19 protein-coding genes are annotated in these 15,447 nt (G+C 42.7%); 8 read left to right on the forward strand and 11 right to left on the reverse strand.

The window, feature by feature from the left end:
* Positions 1–83: 83 nt before the first annotated feature.
* Positions 84–407: a hypothetical protein gene (locus tag H6G40_RS20665; protein WP_242028814.1), complete on the reverse strand. Its 324-nt coding sequence runs from the start codon at positions 405–407 to the stop codon at positions 84–86.
* 269 nt (positions 408–676) lie between these two features.
* Here H6G40_RS20665 and H6G40_RS20670 point away from each other — a divergent pair, with 269 nt between their 5' ends.
* Positions 677–1,033, forward strand: a complete 357-nt coding sequence (locus H6G40_RS20670; RefSeq protein ID WP_002733920.1) for a transposase — start codon at positions 677–679, stop codon at positions 1,031–1,033.
* 81 nt (positions 1,034–1,114) lie between these two features.
* Here H6G40_RS20670 and H6G40_RS20675 read toward each other — a convergent pair whose 3' ends face one another.
* The 3 genes from H6G40_RS20675 to H6G40_RS20685 all read right to left on the reverse strand — a co-directional run bounded on the left by H6G40_RS20675 (position 1,115) and on the right by H6G40_RS20685 (position 3,542).
* A complete protein-coding gene (locus tag H6G40_RS20675; RefSeq protein ID WP_002731987.1) occupies positions 1,115–1,312 on the reverse strand; it encodes a hypothetical protein in 198 nt (65 codons plus the stop codon).
* 31 nt (positions 1,313–1,343) lie between these two features.
* Positions 1,344–1,919 (reverse strand): peptide deformylase, encoded by a 576-nt coding sequence (def, locus tag H6G40_RS20680; RefSeq protein ID WP_069475026.1) that lies wholly within the window; start codon positions 1,917–1,919, stop codon positions 1,344–1,346.
* Between the two features lie 225 nt (positions 1,920–2,144).
* The gene (locus H6G40_RS20685) at positions 2,145–3,542 is read right to left on the reverse strand and encodes a serine/threonine protein kinase (RefSeq protein WP_190538202.1); all 1,398 of its coding nucleotides are present in this window, start codon (positions 3,540–3,542) and stop codon (positions 2,145–2,147) included.
* 402 nt (positions 3,543–3,944) lie between these two features.
* On the opposite strand from H6G40_RS20685, the gene crtE reads away from it, so the two are divergent.
* The 4 genes from crtE (at position 3,945) to H6G40_RS20705 (ending at position 7,156) form a co-directional block, all read left to right on the forward strand.
* A complete protein-coding gene (gene crtE, locus H6G40_RS20690) occupies positions 3,945–4,874 on the forward strand; it encodes a geranylgeranyl diphosphate synthase CrtE (protein WP_190538203.1) in 930 nt (309 codons plus the stop codon).
* Between the two features lie 17 nt (positions 4,875–4,891).
* Positions 4,892–5,344 carry a divergent PAP2 family protein gene (locus H6G40_RS20695; protein ID WP_002748827.1) on the forward strand — a complete coding sequence of 151 codons (453 nt, stop codon included), beginning with the start codon at positions 4,892–4,894 and terminating at the stop codon, positions 5,342–5,344.
* A 64-nt stretch (positions 5,345–5,408) separates the two neighbouring features.
* On the forward strand, positions 5,409–6,512 hold the full coding sequence (locus H6G40_RS20700; RefSeq protein WP_002732558.1) for an AAA family ATPase: 1,104 nt from the start codon (positions 5,409–5,411) through the stop codon (positions 6,510–6,512).
* A gap of 2 nt (positions 6,513–6,514) precedes the next feature.
* Complete coding sequence (locus H6G40_RS20705; protein WP_002732484.1) at positions 6,515–7,156, forward strand: DUF3226 domain-containing protein; 642 nt, start codon at positions 6,515–6,517, stop codon at positions 7,154–7,156.
* A 719-nt stretch (positions 7,157–7,875) separates the two neighbouring features.
* Here the strand turns inward: H6G40_RS20705 and H6G40_RS20710 are convergent.
* A complete protein-coding gene (locus H6G40_RS20710; RefSeq protein ID WP_002741783.1) occupies positions 7,876–8,463 on the reverse strand; it encodes a class I SAM-dependent methyltransferase in 588 nt (195 codons plus the stop codon).
* A 286-nt stretch (positions 8,464–8,749) separates the two neighbouring features.
* Here H6G40_RS20710 and H6G40_RS20715 point away from each other — a divergent pair, with 286 nt between their 5' ends.
* Entirely contained in the window at positions 8,750–10,186 is a 1,437-nt protein-coding gene (locus H6G40_RS20715; protein WP_190538204.1) for a folate/biopterin family MFS transporter, read from the forward strand.
* Between the two features lie 96 nt (positions 10,187–10,282).
* Here the strand turns inward: H6G40_RS20715 and H6G40_RS20720 are convergent, their stop codons facing one another.
* The 6 genes from H6G40_RS20720 to H6G40_RS20745 all read right to left on the reverse strand — a co-directional run bounded on the left by H6G40_RS20720 (position 10,283) and on the right by H6G40_RS20745 (position 12,656).
* Positions 10,283–10,504, reverse strand: coding sequence for a type II toxin-antitoxin system HicA family toxin (locus H6G40_RS20720; RefSeq protein ID WP_190538205.1), 222 nt, complete (start codon positions 10,502–10,504; stop codon positions 10,283–10,285).
* Positions 10,504–10,749 (reverse strand): type II toxin-antitoxin system HicB family antitoxin, encoded by a 246-nt coding sequence (locus H6G40_RS20725; protein WP_002753457.1) that lies wholly within the window; start codon positions 10,747–10,749, stop codon positions 10,504–10,506. The genes H6G40_RS20720 and H6G40_RS20725 overlap by 1 nt, the downstream gene beginning before the upstream one ends.
* 216 nt (positions 10,750–10,965) lie before the next feature.
* Positions 10,966–11,238: a hypothetical protein gene (locus H6G40_RS20730; RefSeq protein ID WP_002773681.1), complete on the reverse strand. Its 273-nt coding sequence runs from the start codon at positions 11,236–11,238 to the stop codon at positions 10,966–10,968.
* A 77-nt stretch (positions 11,239–11,315) separates the two neighbouring features.
* Positions 11,316–11,540, reverse strand: a complete 225-nt coding sequence (locus H6G40_RS20735; RefSeq protein ID WP_002733933.1) for a type II toxin-antitoxin system HicA family toxin — start codon at positions 11,538–11,540, stop codon at positions 11,316–11,318.
* Positions 11,537–11,749, reverse strand: a complete 213-nt coding sequence (locus tag H6G40_RS20740) for a type II toxin-antitoxin system HicB family antitoxin (protein ID WP_002734412.1) — start codon at positions 11,747–11,749, stop codon at positions 11,537–11,539. Before H6G40_RS20740 ends, H6G40_RS20735 begins: the two co-directional genes overlap by 4 nt.
* A gap of 187 nt (positions 11,750–11,936) precedes the next feature.
* On the reverse strand, positions 11,937–12,656 hold the full coding sequence (locus H6G40_RS20745; RefSeq protein WP_002773679.1) for a PEP-CTERM sorting domain-containing protein: 720 nt from the start codon (positions 12,654–12,656) through the stop codon (positions 11,937–11,939).
* On the opposite strand from H6G40_RS20745, the gene H6G40_RS20750 reads away from it, so the two are divergent.
* Together H6G40_RS20750 and H6G40_RS20755 are read left to right on the forward strand one after the other, a co-directional pair.
* On the forward strand, positions 12,655–12,813 hold the full coding sequence (locus tag H6G40_RS20750; protein WP_190538206.1) for a hypothetical protein: 159 nt from the start codon (positions 12,655–12,657) through the stop codon (positions 12,811–12,813). The two genes, H6G40_RS20745 and H6G40_RS20750, sit on opposite strands and share 2 nt — an antisense overlap.
* A gap of 240 nt (positions 12,814–13,053) precedes the next feature.
* On the forward strand, positions 13,054–15,225 hold the full coding sequence (locus tag H6G40_RS20755) for a glutamine synthetase III family protein (protein ID WP_069475112.1): 2,172 nt from the start codon (positions 13,054–13,056) through the stop codon (positions 15,223–15,225).
* The last annotated feature ends 222 nt before the right edge of the window (positions 15,226–15,447 follow it).

Here is a 15,447-nt window from a genome sequence, read left to right on the forward strand (position 1 = left end):
TTGTAATGGGAGACTCTTTGTTTTCCTAGACAAAAATAATTACTTTTTCAAAAAAACACTTTTCTATTTTTTTGTTGGGTATTTTATTCTCTGGAAGTCCCTGGATGCAGCATCTGATGGGAAAGATGACTGGCTTCATATCCTGCCAATACATCCCCAACCAGTCCGCCTACCTGGGCACCAGCGATCACGCCTACTGGGCCTAATACTGCCCCAACAGTACCTCCAATTACCTCTCCGGCTGTGGCACCAGCCATGCCACCTGCCATGCCTGCGCCCATATCCACCAGTTTGGTAGGATGTTCGCTGATCTGCTGCACATTGTCCTTAATACTGTCAATTGCTTGATCAGCCAACTGATTTACCTGTTTTATCCCTTGGTCAACTTGATGCTTGAAATCACCCATAATCCCTAGCAAAAAAACTAAGTTGCACTGATGATTCTAGCCGATATTCCGCACATCTTCATATATTTTTATATATTTTTACATTCCCCAAGATGTTTTGACGAAAAACTGTCATTGTAGGAACTACTATTGACAACTATTTTCAGTAATTGATTTTTTCTGAGAAAATAAATTACAATTCTTCACCTTGATAAAAATCAATCATTGTAGCTAGAGTCCTTACCAGCAAAGGGTTGTCAGCAATATATTAGTAAAAATTATCAATTGGCGTGCCAAGGTCAAAAATCTATGGTGGTGACGAGGCTTATCGAGGTTATCAAGCCAGTAAGAAGCGATATTTCTATGGCATTAAAATTCATCTGATGGTTACAGAAACAGGAGAGCCTGTGGAATTTTTTCTCTCGACCGGTTTATTTGCTGATGTTAGAGGTTTGAGAGTATTTTCCTTCGATTTACCAGTCGGTAGCGTTGTTTATGCAGATAAAGCTGACAACGACTATGAGACTGAAGACTTGTTGCTTGAAGCGGAACATATCCAACTCTCGGCTATGGGTAAGCACAATTCTAAGTACCTCTTAATTTTGCTGAGATACTTAACTTTTTCTGGCAATTTATCCTGTAATTAAAACAGACAAAAGAGAGAAATAAATTCTCTCTTCTGCTCGTGAAAATTATGCCAATTTTTAGATAAACGAGGGGAATTTATTCTATTTGTAATTGGCTCTCGTGTCTTTAACCGCCGCCCAAAAAAATAGGGCTGTTAATGGTACACTTGCCGCTAGAATTAAGCCAGTGGTGGTATTGCCTAAATCCGGTTCTCCCGAACTAATTTCAAAGACACAACCCACACCAGCGATCGCTGCAATACAGGATAATAACAATAAAACGCCGCTTTTCGGGGTCATTTTCACTCCTCACCTAAATTAACTAATGCCTTTATTTTGTCACTTTCTCGACCGGTTTCACCGCTTGCACGGAAAAACCGTGTTTTTTTAATTCTTCATTGAGTGCCAAATCGTTATCTACTCTGTCCACGAACATGACACCATTAAGATGATCCATTTCGTGTTGAATTACCCGCGCTAGTAAACCGTTAGCTTGCAGTTTTCGCGGTTTCCCCTGTTCATCTTTATAACTCACTTCGATCGCTTGGGGACGGATGACATCTAAAAACACATCGGGAATACTCAAACAACCCTCTTCCGCTTTGCACAATTCCCGACTATAACCGATAATTTGGGGATTAATCAGAATTAAGGGCGTATTTTCGGGTTTATCGGGTTCACAATCGATGACAATCAATTGTTTATTGACTGCCACTTGCGGAGCCGCTAAACCGATACCATTGGAACTATACATAGTTTGCAGCATTTCTTTGGCTAATTGGCGAATGCTGTCATCGACCTTAGCAATCCGCTTGGCCGGTTGACGCAAGACTCGATCGCCGAGATAATGCAGTTCTAAAGGGGGTTTTTCTAATTTGCGTTTTTCTACGGTAATAGTGGCGCTCATAAACTTAATTATCGATGGGATGCACAATTTTGATTTTAGTCACTGGCTCTGGGGCATTTCTCAGGAAAAGGGAGAAAAAAACCCAGACCCTTCATAAAATTTTACACTGATCACAGACAGTTCGTCTATATCAGGAGGTGGGAAGTGGGAAACTTTTTCAGTAAGCAGTAATCAGTAATCAGTGGGGGAGTGGGGAGAAGGGAGAAAAAAGCTGATTGTAACTGGCTACTTATTAGTAATTGGTATTCCTAACCATTGGCTTAATTCCGCTGCTAACCATTCAATTTCAGGTTGACTCAGATATTCTTTTGTCTTACTGCTAATAGTATATTCTTTAGTCCCCGCCCAAATAGTTAAAGCCATCGGCACATAAACTCGATCGCCATCACCATCTTTGGTATGATAACTATCAGCTTTCACCAGTTTATTAATATATTCCCGTGCCATTTTCTTTTTGCCTGGAAGTGTCAAACCCCAAATTCGCTGAATGGTAACAATTTCTTGACTATTAATAGTTATAATTTCCTCCCCTTTGAGACAATAAATAATCTGGTAAAGCATTCCTAAACCCACAAACCAAAAAGGCCAGGAAAAGAGCAGAAAAAACCAACTCATCCACAGAGGAATGGAAACTGCTCCTCCTGTCCATACTAATAAAAAAGCATTCCAAGCGATGGCAAAGGTTCCAAGATAAATTAATTTAGGGGTAAAACCTTCGGGAGGTAAAGATATTTTAATTTTCTCCTCGCTTTTTTGCAAATGTACCCGACTCCCTGCGGGTTTTTCAAGGTTGAAGGAAGTTAATTGCATTTCGTGGAGAGTATTTAAAGCTTGATTGGCTGTCTGTGCTGAAACAAACCTTTTTTCGAGACTAGGTTCAATTAACTGTCCTAACCAATGAACAAAAGCAGGGCTTAAATTGGCTAAATTATTTAATTGAATCTTGCCATCTTTTTGGGGTAAATCGGCGGGATGAATGCCTGTAGCTAGATAGATTAAAGTGGCTCCTAAACTGTATAAATCAGAAGCGGCAACGGTGCGACCACCGAATTGTTCGGGGGGCATATAACCGTAGGTTCCGACGATAGTTAAAGTGGCCTGTCCCTGTTGGGAAACAGTCTGGACAGAACCAAAATCAATTAAATAAACATTACCGATACTATGACCCGATCGATCTTTTAATAAGATATTACTAGGTTTCAAATCCCGGTGGATAATTGGCGGGTTAAGTCCATGGAGATAAATTAAAATACCGAGGATAGATTTAGCTAATTCTTGCAGGTCTGATTCACTAAATTTGCGGCCATTTTCTATCTGTTCCTTGAGAGATTTAGCCTCGATATAACTCTGAACAAGGGCAAAACCTTGATAGGTATCGGTACGAACTTCAAAATAGTCGATATATTCGGGAATCGAGCGACAATCTAGATGTTTAAGAGTTTCGGCCTCCCGTTCAAAAAGTTTTAAATCTGTCCATTCAAAATCGGGACTGAAGATTAATAATTTGACGACAACAGTAGCGCCCGTTTTTAGATCTTGGGCGAGAAAAGTGCGTCTTCCAGTTTGTTTACCTAACTGATTTTGAATTTGGTATCGATCGCCTAAAATTTGCCCTGGCAGCATACAATATATTTCTAGGATAATCCTAATTATAGGTTAATCGAGAAATTTCTCAACTGCAAGCTAAGAAAACGGAAGTTTGACCGAATCATCAAAACTTCAACATCTCCCAGGATAACTGCGGCGAAATTCAATTGTATCACCCGTTTTTCGCTAATCTCTGGACTGGGGGAGGTATTTTTTCAGGTAAAAGAGAAAATAGGCATCAAAAAAAAATTGACCTCTCTCGGCCTGGGGAATTTTAGTACAAATGTTCAGAATAGCAACTGCGGCGCTGCCATGTAGTCTGAAGGCGTAATTTAGACAGTCAACAGCTTAGGGGACAAGGGAGCAATCAGTTTAATTCCCATCGAGGTGGAGTTTCCTGATATAGTTTTAAAAGCAGTCGGTTCAAGACAAAAAGACATGGTTACTAGGGGCGAACGAGGAGTAGAAGTGAGGAAAAACGAGAACTTTTCTCTGGCTTCCTATCTGGAGGAAAAGCGGTTGATTGTCGAGTCAGCTTTGGATAGCTCTTTAGTTATCGGCAATCCTGCCAAAATCTACGAGGCGATGCGCTATTCTCTCCTCGCCGGTGGCAAACGTCTGCGGCCGATTTTATGTCTGGCTACCTGTGAATTGATGGGGGGTTCCCTAGAGATGGCTTTACCCACCGCTTGCGCCCTAGAAATGATTCACACTATGTCATTAATTCATGACGATTTACCCGCCATGGATAACGATGATTACCGACGCGGGAAATTAACCAATCATAAGGTTTTTGGCGAAGATATCGCTATTTTAGCGGGGGATGGTCTCCTAGCCTACGCTTTCGAGTATGTGGCTACCCAGACTCTTAATGTACCTCCCCTACAGATTTTAGAGGTAATTGCCCGTTTAGGTCGCACTGTCGGGGCAGCGGGTTTGGTGGGAGGTCAGGTTTTAGACTTGGAATCCGAAGGAAAACCAGATATTTCGGCAGAAACTCTCGGTTTTATCCATACTCAGAAAACGGGGGCTCTGTTGGAGACTTCTGTGGTGTCGGGGGCAGTTTTAGCGGGGGCAAAAGGGGAAGATATAGCTAAATTAGCCCGTTATGCCCAAAATATTGGCTTGGCTTTCCAAATTATCGATGATGTTCTCGATATCACGGCGACCAAGGAGGAATTGGGTAAAACCGCCGGTAAGGATCTACAGGCACAAAAAGCTACCTATCCCAGTCTCTGGGGGATAGAAGGGTCCCGACAGCAAGCTCAACATTTAATAGATAGTGCCATTGGTGAATTGAGTAGCTACGATGAGGCTGCTGAACCTTTACGGGCCATCGCCGAGTATATTGTTAATCGTAAAAATTAAATTAAACGAATGAGATTATGCAGGACTTCGAGCAGGTGTTACACAATCAAATACTGCTAGTCTCTCTTTTAGCTTGTTTCACTGCCCAGGGACTAAAAGCGCTGATTGAGTTAATCCGCGATGGTAAGGTGAGTCTGCGCTATCTAGTCTCGTCGGGGGGAATGCCTAGCGCTCACTCGGCACTGGTGGGGGCCTTGGCTACTGGGGTAGGATTACAGATGGGTTGGTCTAGTGCCGAATTTGCAATCGCTGCGCTTTTTGCGGTTATTGTTATGTATGATGCGGCCGGAGTGCGTCAGGCAGCAGGAAAACAGGCCCGGATTCTCAATCAAATTATCGATGAAATGTTCCAGGAGGGCAAGGAATTTAACGAGGAACGTTTAAAGGAATTAATTGGTCATACTCCTTTTCAGGTGCTGGTCGGTTTAAGTTTGGGTATCGGTATCGCCATGGTGCTGCTCTGTCATTAATTGAGGTGTTTTCTGAGGTTTAGATAAACTAGATTTAATAACGGAAAATCCGGGGTAATTACTTATGTTACAATCCCTAAAAATTGAAGGCTTTCGCGGTTTTCAAAATTTTGAGATGGCCAATCTTGGTCGAATTAATCTCTTAGTAGGTAAAAATAATAGCGGTAAAACTTCTATTTTAGAAGCGATTCTTATTTATGTTTCTAAATTTAATACAGGAGAAATACAAAGAATTCTTAATCATCGGGGCGAGTATTCTCATATAGATTCAGCTAATCTTCCCGGTGCGAAAGAGCAATTTTATCAGATAAAAAATTTATTCTATAAATACTTACTAAAGGATCATCAAAAAATAGTGATTTATGAACCAGATAAACCAGCCAATCGGGTGATTTTAAGTATTCAATCTACATCTAAAGAATTACTCTCTAAAGTCAATAAAAATAATTTACAATCCATAGGCAGTTTTTGCTTAGTGGTTGAATTTGAGCATCAGCAAAAAGTCTATTCTTTATCACCTGAAGAAGAAATTTTACAGATAAATTTAACCGATAACAAACCGTCTCACGATTTTAAAAAACTAGAATTATTTTGGATTCCTCCTCAATCTATAGCAGTTAATACAAACAGATATTTTTTCAGTCAAAGTCTGCTTAACTCTACGGATAACCTAGTTATCGAAGCTTTAAAAATCATTGAACCTAAAATAGAAAAAATTGCGACTACCGAAGAATTTCAACCTCCAGTATTTAGTAGTACATCGGGAGGACGTGGGGGATTTATGGTTAAACTTAAAGGAGTAGAAGAACCAGTTCCGGTTGGCAGTTTAGGTGATGGATTTTGGCGAATGTTAGGATTAGTTTTAGCGATGGTTAATCTTGAAAATGGAATTTTATTAGTTGATGAAATTGATAGCGGTTTGCATTTTACTGTCATGACTGATATGTGGAAAGTAGTCTGGGAAACCGCTAAAAAACTCAATATTCAGGTATTCGCCACCACTCACAGCCGGGATTGTTGGCAAAGTTTAGCCGAATTAATTACCGAAGAAAAAATTACCGATAACGAGATTACTATTCAAAGGATAGATAAGGAAAAAAGCCAATCTGTAATCTTTGATCCAGAAGAAATTGTTATTGCCGCTACAAGTAATCTTGAGGTGCGGTAACAATGCCTAAAATAGAGACAAAAAAGTTATTAGTAGAAGGTGCAGAGGAATTGAGAGTTATTCCCCAATTAATGGAAGCAAATGGAGTTACTTGGAATAGAGGGGAAGAGCCACTGAATATCATAAATTGTGATGGTGTTGAAAATTTACTAAAACCTAAATACATCTCTGCACAACTAAAAACTCCTAACGGACTAACTCATTTAGGAATTGTCATAGATGCAGACGAAGAACCTGATAATCGTTGGAAAAGTTTATATAATGCCTGTTTACCAAATATCCCTAACTTCCCTCAAAATTTACCAGCAGCGGGATTAATTATAACTCTAGAATCGGGTATAAAATTCGGTGTGTGGATGATGCCCGATAATCAATCTAGAGGAATGTTAGAGACTTTTTTAGCCTATTTAGTTCCCGATAATAATCTTTGGCAATATACACAAAACAAGGTGATAGAGGCAAAACAACAAGGGGCAACCTATAGAGATTATCATCTAGATAAGGCTAATATTCATACCTATTTAGCTTGGCAAGATCCGCCGGGGAAACAACTTCACGATGCAGTAAAACAAAGAATACTTAATCAATCCCATCCCCAATCAGCAAATTTTTTGAGATGGTTACAGGAGTTATACGAGATTTGAGAGAACTATGGCTCCAGATGGGAATGACAGCCTCATAATATTTCTCTGTGCTTTATTAATTTTCTATATAGTTCATCTTGATTATCTACTAATAAGGAATTAGAGACTATTTGAGATGGCAATTAAGAAATACCATTTGACTTGACGACAAACTTTGTAATACTCAAAATTGCTGCAACGATAATGCCCGCTATAACTGTCTCAATTATTCCCACGTTAGTTTGAAACCCCTTTTTTAGTTGCACGCCTGACCATATTATACGGAAACTTTCTGTATATCACACCAAATACACATTTAAAAAAAAATCTTTCCCTATATTACTCTCAAATAGAGCGATCGCAAGAAAATTTCCCGACAACATCAAAATAAGCCTGTTATGCCGATTAGCACATTTTTTTATGAACCCTCCACCACTACCAGAGCAGCGATCATACTAATGTAAGAAGTAGATGATCTATCCCCAATTAAGTGCTAATCTGGCAGAGGATATTAGATTACCTAGACTTATCAACTTTAATGAATGAGTAGGGTGCGTTCCCCAAAATCGATCGGTGCAGTGGTAGAACTGACCTTAGGGAACGCACCCTACGGCTGCGGCAATAGCGATCGCACTATTTTCTTTCACTAAAATCGGGTTTTAACAGGTCAAAAGCCTTATTTGGAAAGGGTTTTACCATTATTTAGCAAACCCTAGGTAGGCCATACAAAACGATTGCTGTTAGTCAGGAGGGAGGTTGAAAAGTAATCGTGTATCATGGTCTGGCGCCACTTTGAATGCCAAAGCAGACACTTCAAGATTGCGAGCGGCACTATATATCTTTGAAAAGCCCGCCTTTTGCAAGGCTTTCAACAACGATTTATGTGTAAAACCGGTCTTATGGGCAAAAAAGTCTTTTTTACTGCGCTCGATTTCAACGCTATAACCGTAAAGGACATCTAGAACCATAATTGGCCCTGCCGGTGATTGATACAGGACATCATCAATATCTAAACCCCTGTCAATTGTGATCCGCATCAGTTCCTGGATGTCCGGGACCCGAATATGTGCAAAACCGCCGTCCTTAAGTACGTGTAGGAACCCAGCTAGGACTCTCTGTACATCGTGTCGGTAGTAGTGTTCAAGGTTATGTGAGCAGTAAACAGCGTCAAACTGACCACTTTCAAGGGTGGTAAGATTACGCGCATCGCACACAATATCTGGTGAACCTTTCGGGTCAATATCGAGCAGCAAGTGTTCAAATTCTGAATATTGGGGCGGAAGTGGAATCGCCTTGCTGTTGCCACCTACGTTTAGAACTTTTTTCATCTCTCGCCTTTGTTGGTAAACCTAACTGAGGATTATACGGAAAGTTTCCCTGTATCACATCAAATACACATTAAAAAAAATCTTTCCGTATATTAATAGAGCGATCGCAAAAAACTTTCCCCATAACACGACAATAAGCCTTTTATGGGGAAATTCAACTAAAACCCTAAAACCCAATACCCAACCGCCAAAACCTAAAGCTCAACAGTTAAACCCTAACAGCTAACGCACCGATCGAGCGCTCAATCATTATCATAGAGACAGTAACAAATATTTATGAAACTTCATGCTTATTAATCGCCTTAGCATCGATCGCGGGAAAAAATTCCTTAAAGAGACTATCTTGTTCGGAAATGACCCTAATCCCGAATTAATCGGCATTTTAGGGGTTTATTTCGTCCAGGGCATTCTCGGACTCTCCCGATTAGCGGTTAGCTTCTTTTTAAAAGACGATTTGGCCTTGAGTCCCTCCCAGATGGGGGCATTAATCGGAGTGGCGGCGATTCCTTGGGTGATTAAACCAGCTTTTGGCTTTCTTTCGGATGGTTTGCCTATTTTCGGCTATCGTCGTCGCCCTTACCTAATTTTATCGGGAATTCTTGGGGTTTTAGCTTGGTTGGCCCTAGCCACTGTGGTGGAGAATGCTTGGCAAGCGGCGGCGGCGATCCTGCTTGGTTCCCTTTCTGTCACCATTAGTGATGTCATCGTCGATTCTTTGGTAGTAGAAAGGGCCCGCAGAGAGTCCTTCACTCAATCCGGTTCTCTACAGTCCTTAACTTGGGGAATATCGGCACTAGGCGGCTTAATTACGGCTTATCTCGGTGGTTGGTTACTGGCACACCTCGGCACTCGTCCTGTCTTCGCTCTCACCGCTATTTTTCCCCTGATTGCCTCAGCCATGGCGTTTTTAATTACAGAGGAAAAAATCAAGAATAACAATGATGCACAATCAACGCCCAAAGTCAAGGAGCAAATCGGGCAATTATGGTCAGCAATTAGACAAAAATCAATTTTATTACCCACTGCCTTTATTTTTCTCTGGCAGGCTACTCCTAGCGCCGATTCTGCCTTTTTTTACTTCACCACCAACGAGTTAGGATTTGAACCAGAATTTTTAGGACGAGTGCGCTTAGTCACCAGTTTAGCCTCGATCCTGGGTATCTGGGTATATCAACGCTTTTTAAAAGCGATTTCCTTTCGTTTAATTTTGGGTTGGAGTACGGTGATTTCTGCACTTTTAGGGATGACTACCCTACTCTTAGTTACCCATACTAATCGAGCGCTCGGTATTGACGATCATTGGTTTAGTTTGGGGGATAGTCTCATCCTCACCGTCATGGGACAAATTGCCTTTTTACCCGTCTTAATTTTATCGGCCCGTCTTTGTCCGGTGGGCATTGAAGCATCTCTATTCGCTTTATTAATGTCCATCTGGAATATGTCGGGATTAGTTTCCCAAGAAATCGGAGCTTTATTAACCCATTGGTTGGGAGTCACCGAAACTAATTTTGATAACCTTTGGTTATTGGTAGTGATTACTAATCTCTCTACTCTCCTACCTTTACCCCTAATTAAATGGCTACCTTCTACGGATCCGCAATCTCAGGAAGTCAAGAAAACTTTTCCCCCCGCAGAAGTCTTTGAACATCATGTTACCGGTTCTTTAGCTGAACCCGGTTTTATTCCCGAACTCGTCCCCGAATTAATCGAGACAAGAGATTGACAGTCCAGAAAAGGGGTTTCTCAAAGAAACCCCTTTTCTGCCATCTTCATCTTGCTCAATTGAGAACAGTTTTTAACTTTTCCAAGACAGAATTGTTTAACGTAATTTTTCCCATTCTTCTCTACTAATATTTGCTTGTTGTAAAATTTTAGCCAGCAAGCTTTTACTGATATCTCCTTGGTGTGGATTAGAAATCCAGATTTTTAACTTTCCCTGCACCATATATTGATGATTTCCTCCTACCAGAGGACCAGAAAATCCCAGCTTTCTCAACTGGCGAATTAACTCTTTCCTTTTGATGGGGGCAAAAGGTGGCATCAGGCGATTTTTTGTTGAGGGGTTAGATTGATACCGTCAACAATCGGTAACTGATGCTGTAAGCGTAGTCCTAAAATAACCCAGCCTTCCAAAACTTCCTGTAACTGTTCCTTAGTAGCTTCGAGGGTTGTTTCATTAGCATATACTCCCTCAAATCCTGGAATTTCTCCATAAAAAGTACCGTCTTCTAGAACTTCATAGGTTGCCAGTTCCATTGCTTGTTTTAGATATTTTGTTAGCATCATTGACAGGAATAAAGCTCGGTGATTGTCTCGAAGATTGTCGATTTGATGATCAGTTGTTTTGACTCTGGCGATAATTTTGCCCTGTTTCTCCAGAAAACGGGTTTATCAAAGAAACCCGTTTTCTAGCTGAGCGACTACAAAATCCATATTTAACTCCATTCAAGTTTAATTTCTTCGACACTACGCATCAAGTCAGGCATCCACACTTGGGTTGTCTTAATCACTGTTCCAATCCTCGAACATCTGCCCAACGCTAGTATAACGCTTAAGACGCTCAGGATGTTTTTCTACTTCTTCAATGGCGGCGAGCGTTTCTGTATTAGGAATTTGAACATCAAAGGGAAAACCTTGATGAAAATCGACATCAGATAAGGCTGGATGCTGAATTTTTTGTAGGAGAAGCTGTTGTTCTTCGTCAGTTAAAGAAAGGATAATTTGAGCAAGGGAATCAATTAGTTTAGTATTGATTGCAGTAGCAGATTGACTCATATAGCGTTTACATTGTTTAATAGTATATTTTTGAATTGGCGATTTATGAGCGGTTGTTTCGACTCTGGCAAATTAAGCTAAAGGAGAGTTTTAAACTCTGCCACTGTCAATCCCGCTTGACGAATGATAGATCTCAGCGTTCCCTTAGCGACTTCTCGATGGTCAGGGATGGTGATGCGTCGATAGGGATAGGCTTTTTGTCTGAGTATGATATGACTTCCTCGCTGCCGATCTAATTCGTAGCCAATCTTGCCCAGTGCTTTAACGACTTGGCGACCAGCGATAGGAGGGAGTTCACTCATAATTTAACCTCTACCAGTTCCTCAGAAATTGGTGGTGGAATCGGTTCATTGTGCGCTTCTAGGCTTTCTAGATATAAAGCAATTGCTTCCTGAATGTTGGCGAGTAACTCTTCCCGGGTATTGCCTTGAGAAATACAGCCGGGTAGGGAGGGAACTTCAGCCACATAAATGCCATCTTCATCTTGCTCAATTAAGACGCGATATTTCATGGGTTTGTCCTTGCTTTGAATTGATTGTTCCAGAAAACGGGTTTCTCAAAGAAACCCGTTTTCTCAGTTCCAATGGCACTTAAACTAATTGTAATCCAACTAATTCCATAATTAAGGCGATCTGCCAAAAGTTCAGAAAAGGGGTTTCTCAAAGAAACCCCTTTTCTTCTCAAAGAAACCCGTTTTCTCAGTTCCAATGGCGCCTAAATGCCGCTCCCGCCCCCAGTAAGCCTAAAGCCAGCAAACCTAAGACAGAACTTGATTCAGGAACAGGAACAGTCTGGGCAAAGCGAACTTCAGAGAGACCAATAGGCCCTGGTGCTGTCCAACCAACGAACCAATTGTTTGCTACATCAATTCTAGCATATTGGGCTTGAATTAAAGGAAAGGAAAAAAGTGTGGCAGGTATGTTGTTCGAAGTGCCTTCGGGAAGTGTTAGGGTTCCTGATACATAAACTGGACTGCTAAAGTCGGAGTTATTGGAGAGAATTAGTGTGAAATCCTTGATTCCGCGATCAGTAGCTGTGGTATTAAAAGCGTTGTAATTCCACAAAGCCAAGGTATCTAAGAACACAGAACTGCCAAAATCAAAATCAAGATTGACATCAGCAGGAGTTGTCCCGATTTCTAAACGTACTCCCCAGAAATTAGACAAATCGGTACCTCCGACGTGCTGTTGCTGCAAAGCGTTTCCAGGTCCAGTCAACCCATTGCCGTTGGCAGTGTTGACTAAGGCTCCAATCGTGGGAGTAGCAGTGCCTGCATTAAGCGTTAAGGTTGGAGTGGGATTGTAGATGATCGGCAGCGCTTGGACGGGGAGGATAGTCATTCCAGCGATCGCGCTAACTGTGCCAGCGAAGACAACACCAGCCAGAGAGAGAGATTTGAAGTTAGTTGTAAAATTCATGGGCAATTTTGGGCAAATTCCACCAGCATTTTTCCCCCCCCCCCCCCCCCGATTTTTGTCAAATATCGCTTTTTTAAGTCCAGAAGACGGGTTTCTCAAAGAAACCCGTTTTCTCAGTGCGATCGCTTGGGGAAGATCGGGTTTAGGATATTTGTAATGTTTGATACAAATCTCTCGATCATCTGTTCTTAAGATTAAGGCTGGTGTTGCTCATTGATCGGAAAAGAGGCCGGCGCAAGCAGATAAAAACCGCAGAGAAGCTTGTGCCGTGGGATCAAAATTATTAAGCGGAGAATAGCCTCTGACCGGAATTCAACATCAAAATCAGTAGGAAACTTGTCATCGCCTAAGTAAAGTAACCCTTCATCCACGACACAACAAAATAGGAAAAATACTTATGAGTTATGGAACGCGTGTTCAAGCTATCTCTCAAGTAACGGATCGTAAACCCCTACCTAGCAAAATTCCTCAGCGTTTAGAGGCCCTGTGGGCAACCGATGTTTTTACCCTGAGCAAAATGCAGGCCAGTCTTCCCAAAGATGTATTCAAATCGGTCAAAAACACGATTTTAACCGGGGGAAAATTAGACGTTTCCATCGCCAGTGCGGTAGCGGCTGCGATGAAGGATTGGGCCACGTCCAAAGGGGCGCTGTACTATGCTCACGTCTTCTATCCGATGACCAACGCCACCGCCGAAAAACACGATGGTTTTATCTCCGTGCAGAGCGACGGTTCAGTGATCACAGAATTTACGGGCAAAGTCTTAGTACAGGGGGAACCGGACGGGTCCTCCTTTCCTAACGGCGGCCTTCGCTCCACCTTTGAAGCGCGGGGTTACACCGCTTGGGATGTCACCAGTCCGGCCTACGTCATGGAGACGGATAATGGTGTCACCCTGTGTATCCCCACGGTTTTCATCTCTTGGACAGGAGAGGCCCTCGACAAAAAAACGCCGCTTTTACGCTCGATTTCATCGATGAGTAAAGCCGCCACCAGGGTGCTTAAGCTCTTAGGACATACGGAGGTCGCCCCCGTTAACTCCAGCTGCGGCGCTGAACAGGAATATTTCCTAGTCGATGCTCATTTTGCCCATAGTCGCCCCGATTTATTGCTCACCGGTCGCACCCTATTTGGTAAACCCGCCGCTAAGGGTCAACAGTTCGACGATCATTATTTTGGCGCGATTCCCGAACGGGTTCAGGTGTTTATGCAGGAAGTAGAGGAAAGAATGTATCGCCTCGGCATTCCGGCCAAAACCCGCCATAATGAAGTCGCCCCCGGACAGTTCGAGATTGCGCCCTTTTTCGAGGCTGCTAACGTGGCCAGTGACCATCAGCAGTTAATTATGACTTTGCTGAAAAGTACGGCTAAAAAACACGGTTTTGTTTGCCTACTGCACGAAAAACCCTTTGCAGGAATTAACGGTTCGGGAAAACACGTTAACTGGTCTGTCGGCAACGCCACCCAGGGCAATTTGTTGGATCCGGGCGATACTCCCCACGCTAATATGCAGTTTTTGTTATTCTGTGGGGCGGTGATTCGTGGTGTTCACAAGTACGGGCCGCTTTTACGCGCAGTGGTGGCTACCGCCAGCAATGATCACCGTTTGGGGGCAAATGAAGCTCCCCCCGCCATTATTTCGGTATATTTGGGCAGCCAGTTAGAAAAGGTATTCGACCAAATTAGCCAAGGCCGAATTGAGGGTTCTGATGCCCCGGGATTGATGGATCTCGGTGTCGATACCCTGCCGGTATTCCCCAAGGATCCTGGCGATCGCAATCGTACCTCTCCTTTTGCTTTTACGGGCAATCGCTTTGAATTCCGCGCTGTGGGTTCTAATCAGTCAGTTTCCGGGCCGCTGGTGGCGATGAACACGATTCTAGCCGATTCCCTGACTTGGGTGGCGGATAACCTAGAAAGCCGGATGAAAGCAGGGGAAGACCTCAAGACTGCTGCCCAGGGTGTTCTCAAGGAGATCATGGACAAACACAGAAATGTGATCTTCGGAGGTAACGGATATTCCCCGGAATGGCACAAAATGGCGGTAGAAGAGCGCGGTTTGGCTAATCTCCGCACCACTGCCGATGCTTTACCCGTGCTGAGGGCCGATTATATCGAAGAACTGTTTGCCCGCATGGGTGTGCTTACCCCCGTTGAACTGGAAAGTCGTTTCGATGTCTATGCAGAACAGTATTTACTGGCCATCGAGGTGGAGGCGAAACTGGTGGTGAGTATGGCTAAAACGATTATTTATCCGGCTGCTGTTCGCTACTTGTCGGAATTGTCTTTGGCGATCTCTAATGCGGCGGCGATCGGCATCGAGATCAATAAGGAAAGCGCCCAAACCGTCTCGAATCTGATTAAGTTAATGATGGATAGCGTTGCCAAACTGAGTGAGGCCATTGCTAAACACGATTTTGACTCGATCGAGGAACATATGCAGCATTCCGCTCAAACGATCCGTCCCTTGATGGATAAGGTGCGCGAATATGCTGACACACTGGAAGGGGAAGTGGCCGACAATTTCTGGCCGCTGCCTACCTATCAAGAAATGTTGTTTGTTAAATAACAAGACGACAAGGAGGGGGTAAATGGGCTGAAAAAATGATTGGCCACCCCCTTCTTTTTATCTCTGGTAGTTTTAAGTTATGTTAAGAAAAGTAGTGCGAAACGTTTAGGCATGAAATAGGGCTGAAATGCCCGAAATAACCGCCTAGTAAGGTCTTCAGTCCCCTGACTGAATCTAACAGGTCAACCCAGACCAGCCTTATAACTGTTTATATGTCCCGAC

The organism is Microcystis viridis FACHB-1342, assembly GCF_014698335.1.
Taxonomy (GTDB): domain Bacteria; phylum Cyanobacteriota; class Cyanobacteriia; order Cyanobacteriales; family Microcystaceae; genus Microcystis; species Microcystis ichthyoblabe_A.

Bases quoted from the DNA above. Each gene is read 5' to 3' on its own strand.
- H6G40_RS20665 (WP_242028814.1), bottom strand. From the start codon at position 407: ATGGGTGATTTCAAGCATCAAGTTGACCAAGGGATAAAACAGGTAAAT.
- H6G40_RS20675 (WP_002731987.1), bottom strand. From the start codon at position 1,312: ATGACCCCGAAAAGCGGCGTTTTATTGTTATTATCCTGTATTGCAGCG.
- def (WP_069475026.1), bottom strand. From the start codon at position 1,919: ATGAGCGCCACTATTACCGTAGAAAAACGCAAATTAGAAAAACCCCCT.
- H6G40_RS20685 (WP_190538202.1), bottom strand. From the start codon at position 3,542: ATGCTGCCAGGGCAAATTTTAGGCGATCGATACCAAATTCAAAATCAG.
- crtE (WP_190538203.1), top strand. From the start codon at position 3,945: ATGGTTACTAGGGGCGAACGAGGAGTAGAAGTGAGGAAAAACGAGAAC.
- H6G40_RS20695 (WP_002748827.1), top strand. From the start codon at position 4,892: ATGCAGGACTTCGAGCAGGTGTTACACAATCAAATACTGCTAGTCTCT.
- H6G40_RS20700 (WP_002732558.1), top strand. From the start codon at position 5,409: ATGTTACAATCCCTAAAAATTGAAGGCTTTCGCGGTTTTCAAAATTTT.
- H6G40_RS20705 (WP_002732484.1), top strand. From the start codon at position 6,515: ATGCCTAAAATAGAGACAAAAAAGTTATTAGTAGAAGGTGCAGAGGAA.
- H6G40_RS20710 (WP_002741783.1), bottom strand. From the start codon at position 8,463: ATGAAAAAAGTTCTAAACGTAGGTGGCAACAGCAAGGCGATTCCACTT.
- H6G40_RS20715 (WP_190538204.1), top strand. From the start codon at position 8,750: ATGCTTATTAATCGCCTTAGCATCGATCGCGGGAAAAAATTCCTTAAA.
- H6G40_RS20720 (WP_190538205.1), bottom strand. From the start codon at position 10,504: ATGCCACCTTTTGCCCCCATCAAAAGGAAAGAGTTAATTCGCCAGTTG.
- H6G40_RS20725 (WP_002753457.1), bottom strand. From the start codon at position 10,749: ATGATGCTAACAAAATATCTAAAACAAGCAATGGAACTGGCAACCTAT.
- H6G40_RS20730 (WP_002773681.1), bottom strand. From the start codon at position 11,238: ATGAGTCAATCTGCTACTGCAATCAATACTAAACTAATTGATTCCCTT.
- H6G40_RS20735 (WP_002733933.1), bottom strand. From the start codon at position 11,540: ATGAGTGAACTCCCTCCTATCGCTGGTCGCCAAGTCGTTAAAGCACTG.
- H6G40_RS20740 (WP_002734412.1), bottom strand. From the start codon at position 11,749: ATGAAATATCGCGTCTTAATTGAGCAAGATGAAGATGGCATTTATGTG.
- H6G40_RS20750 (WP_190538206.1), top strand. From the start codon at position 12,655: ATGGGCAATTTTGGGCAAATTCCACCAGCATTTTTCCCCCCCCCCCCC.
- H6G40_RS20745 (WP_002773679.1), bottom strand. From the start codon at position 12,656: ATGAATTTTACAACTAACTTCAAATCTCTCTCTCTGGCTGGTGTTGTC.
- H6G40_RS20755 (WP_069475112.1), top strand. From the start codon at position 13,054: ATGAGTTATGGAACGCGTGTTCAAGCTATCTCTCAAGTAACGGATCGT.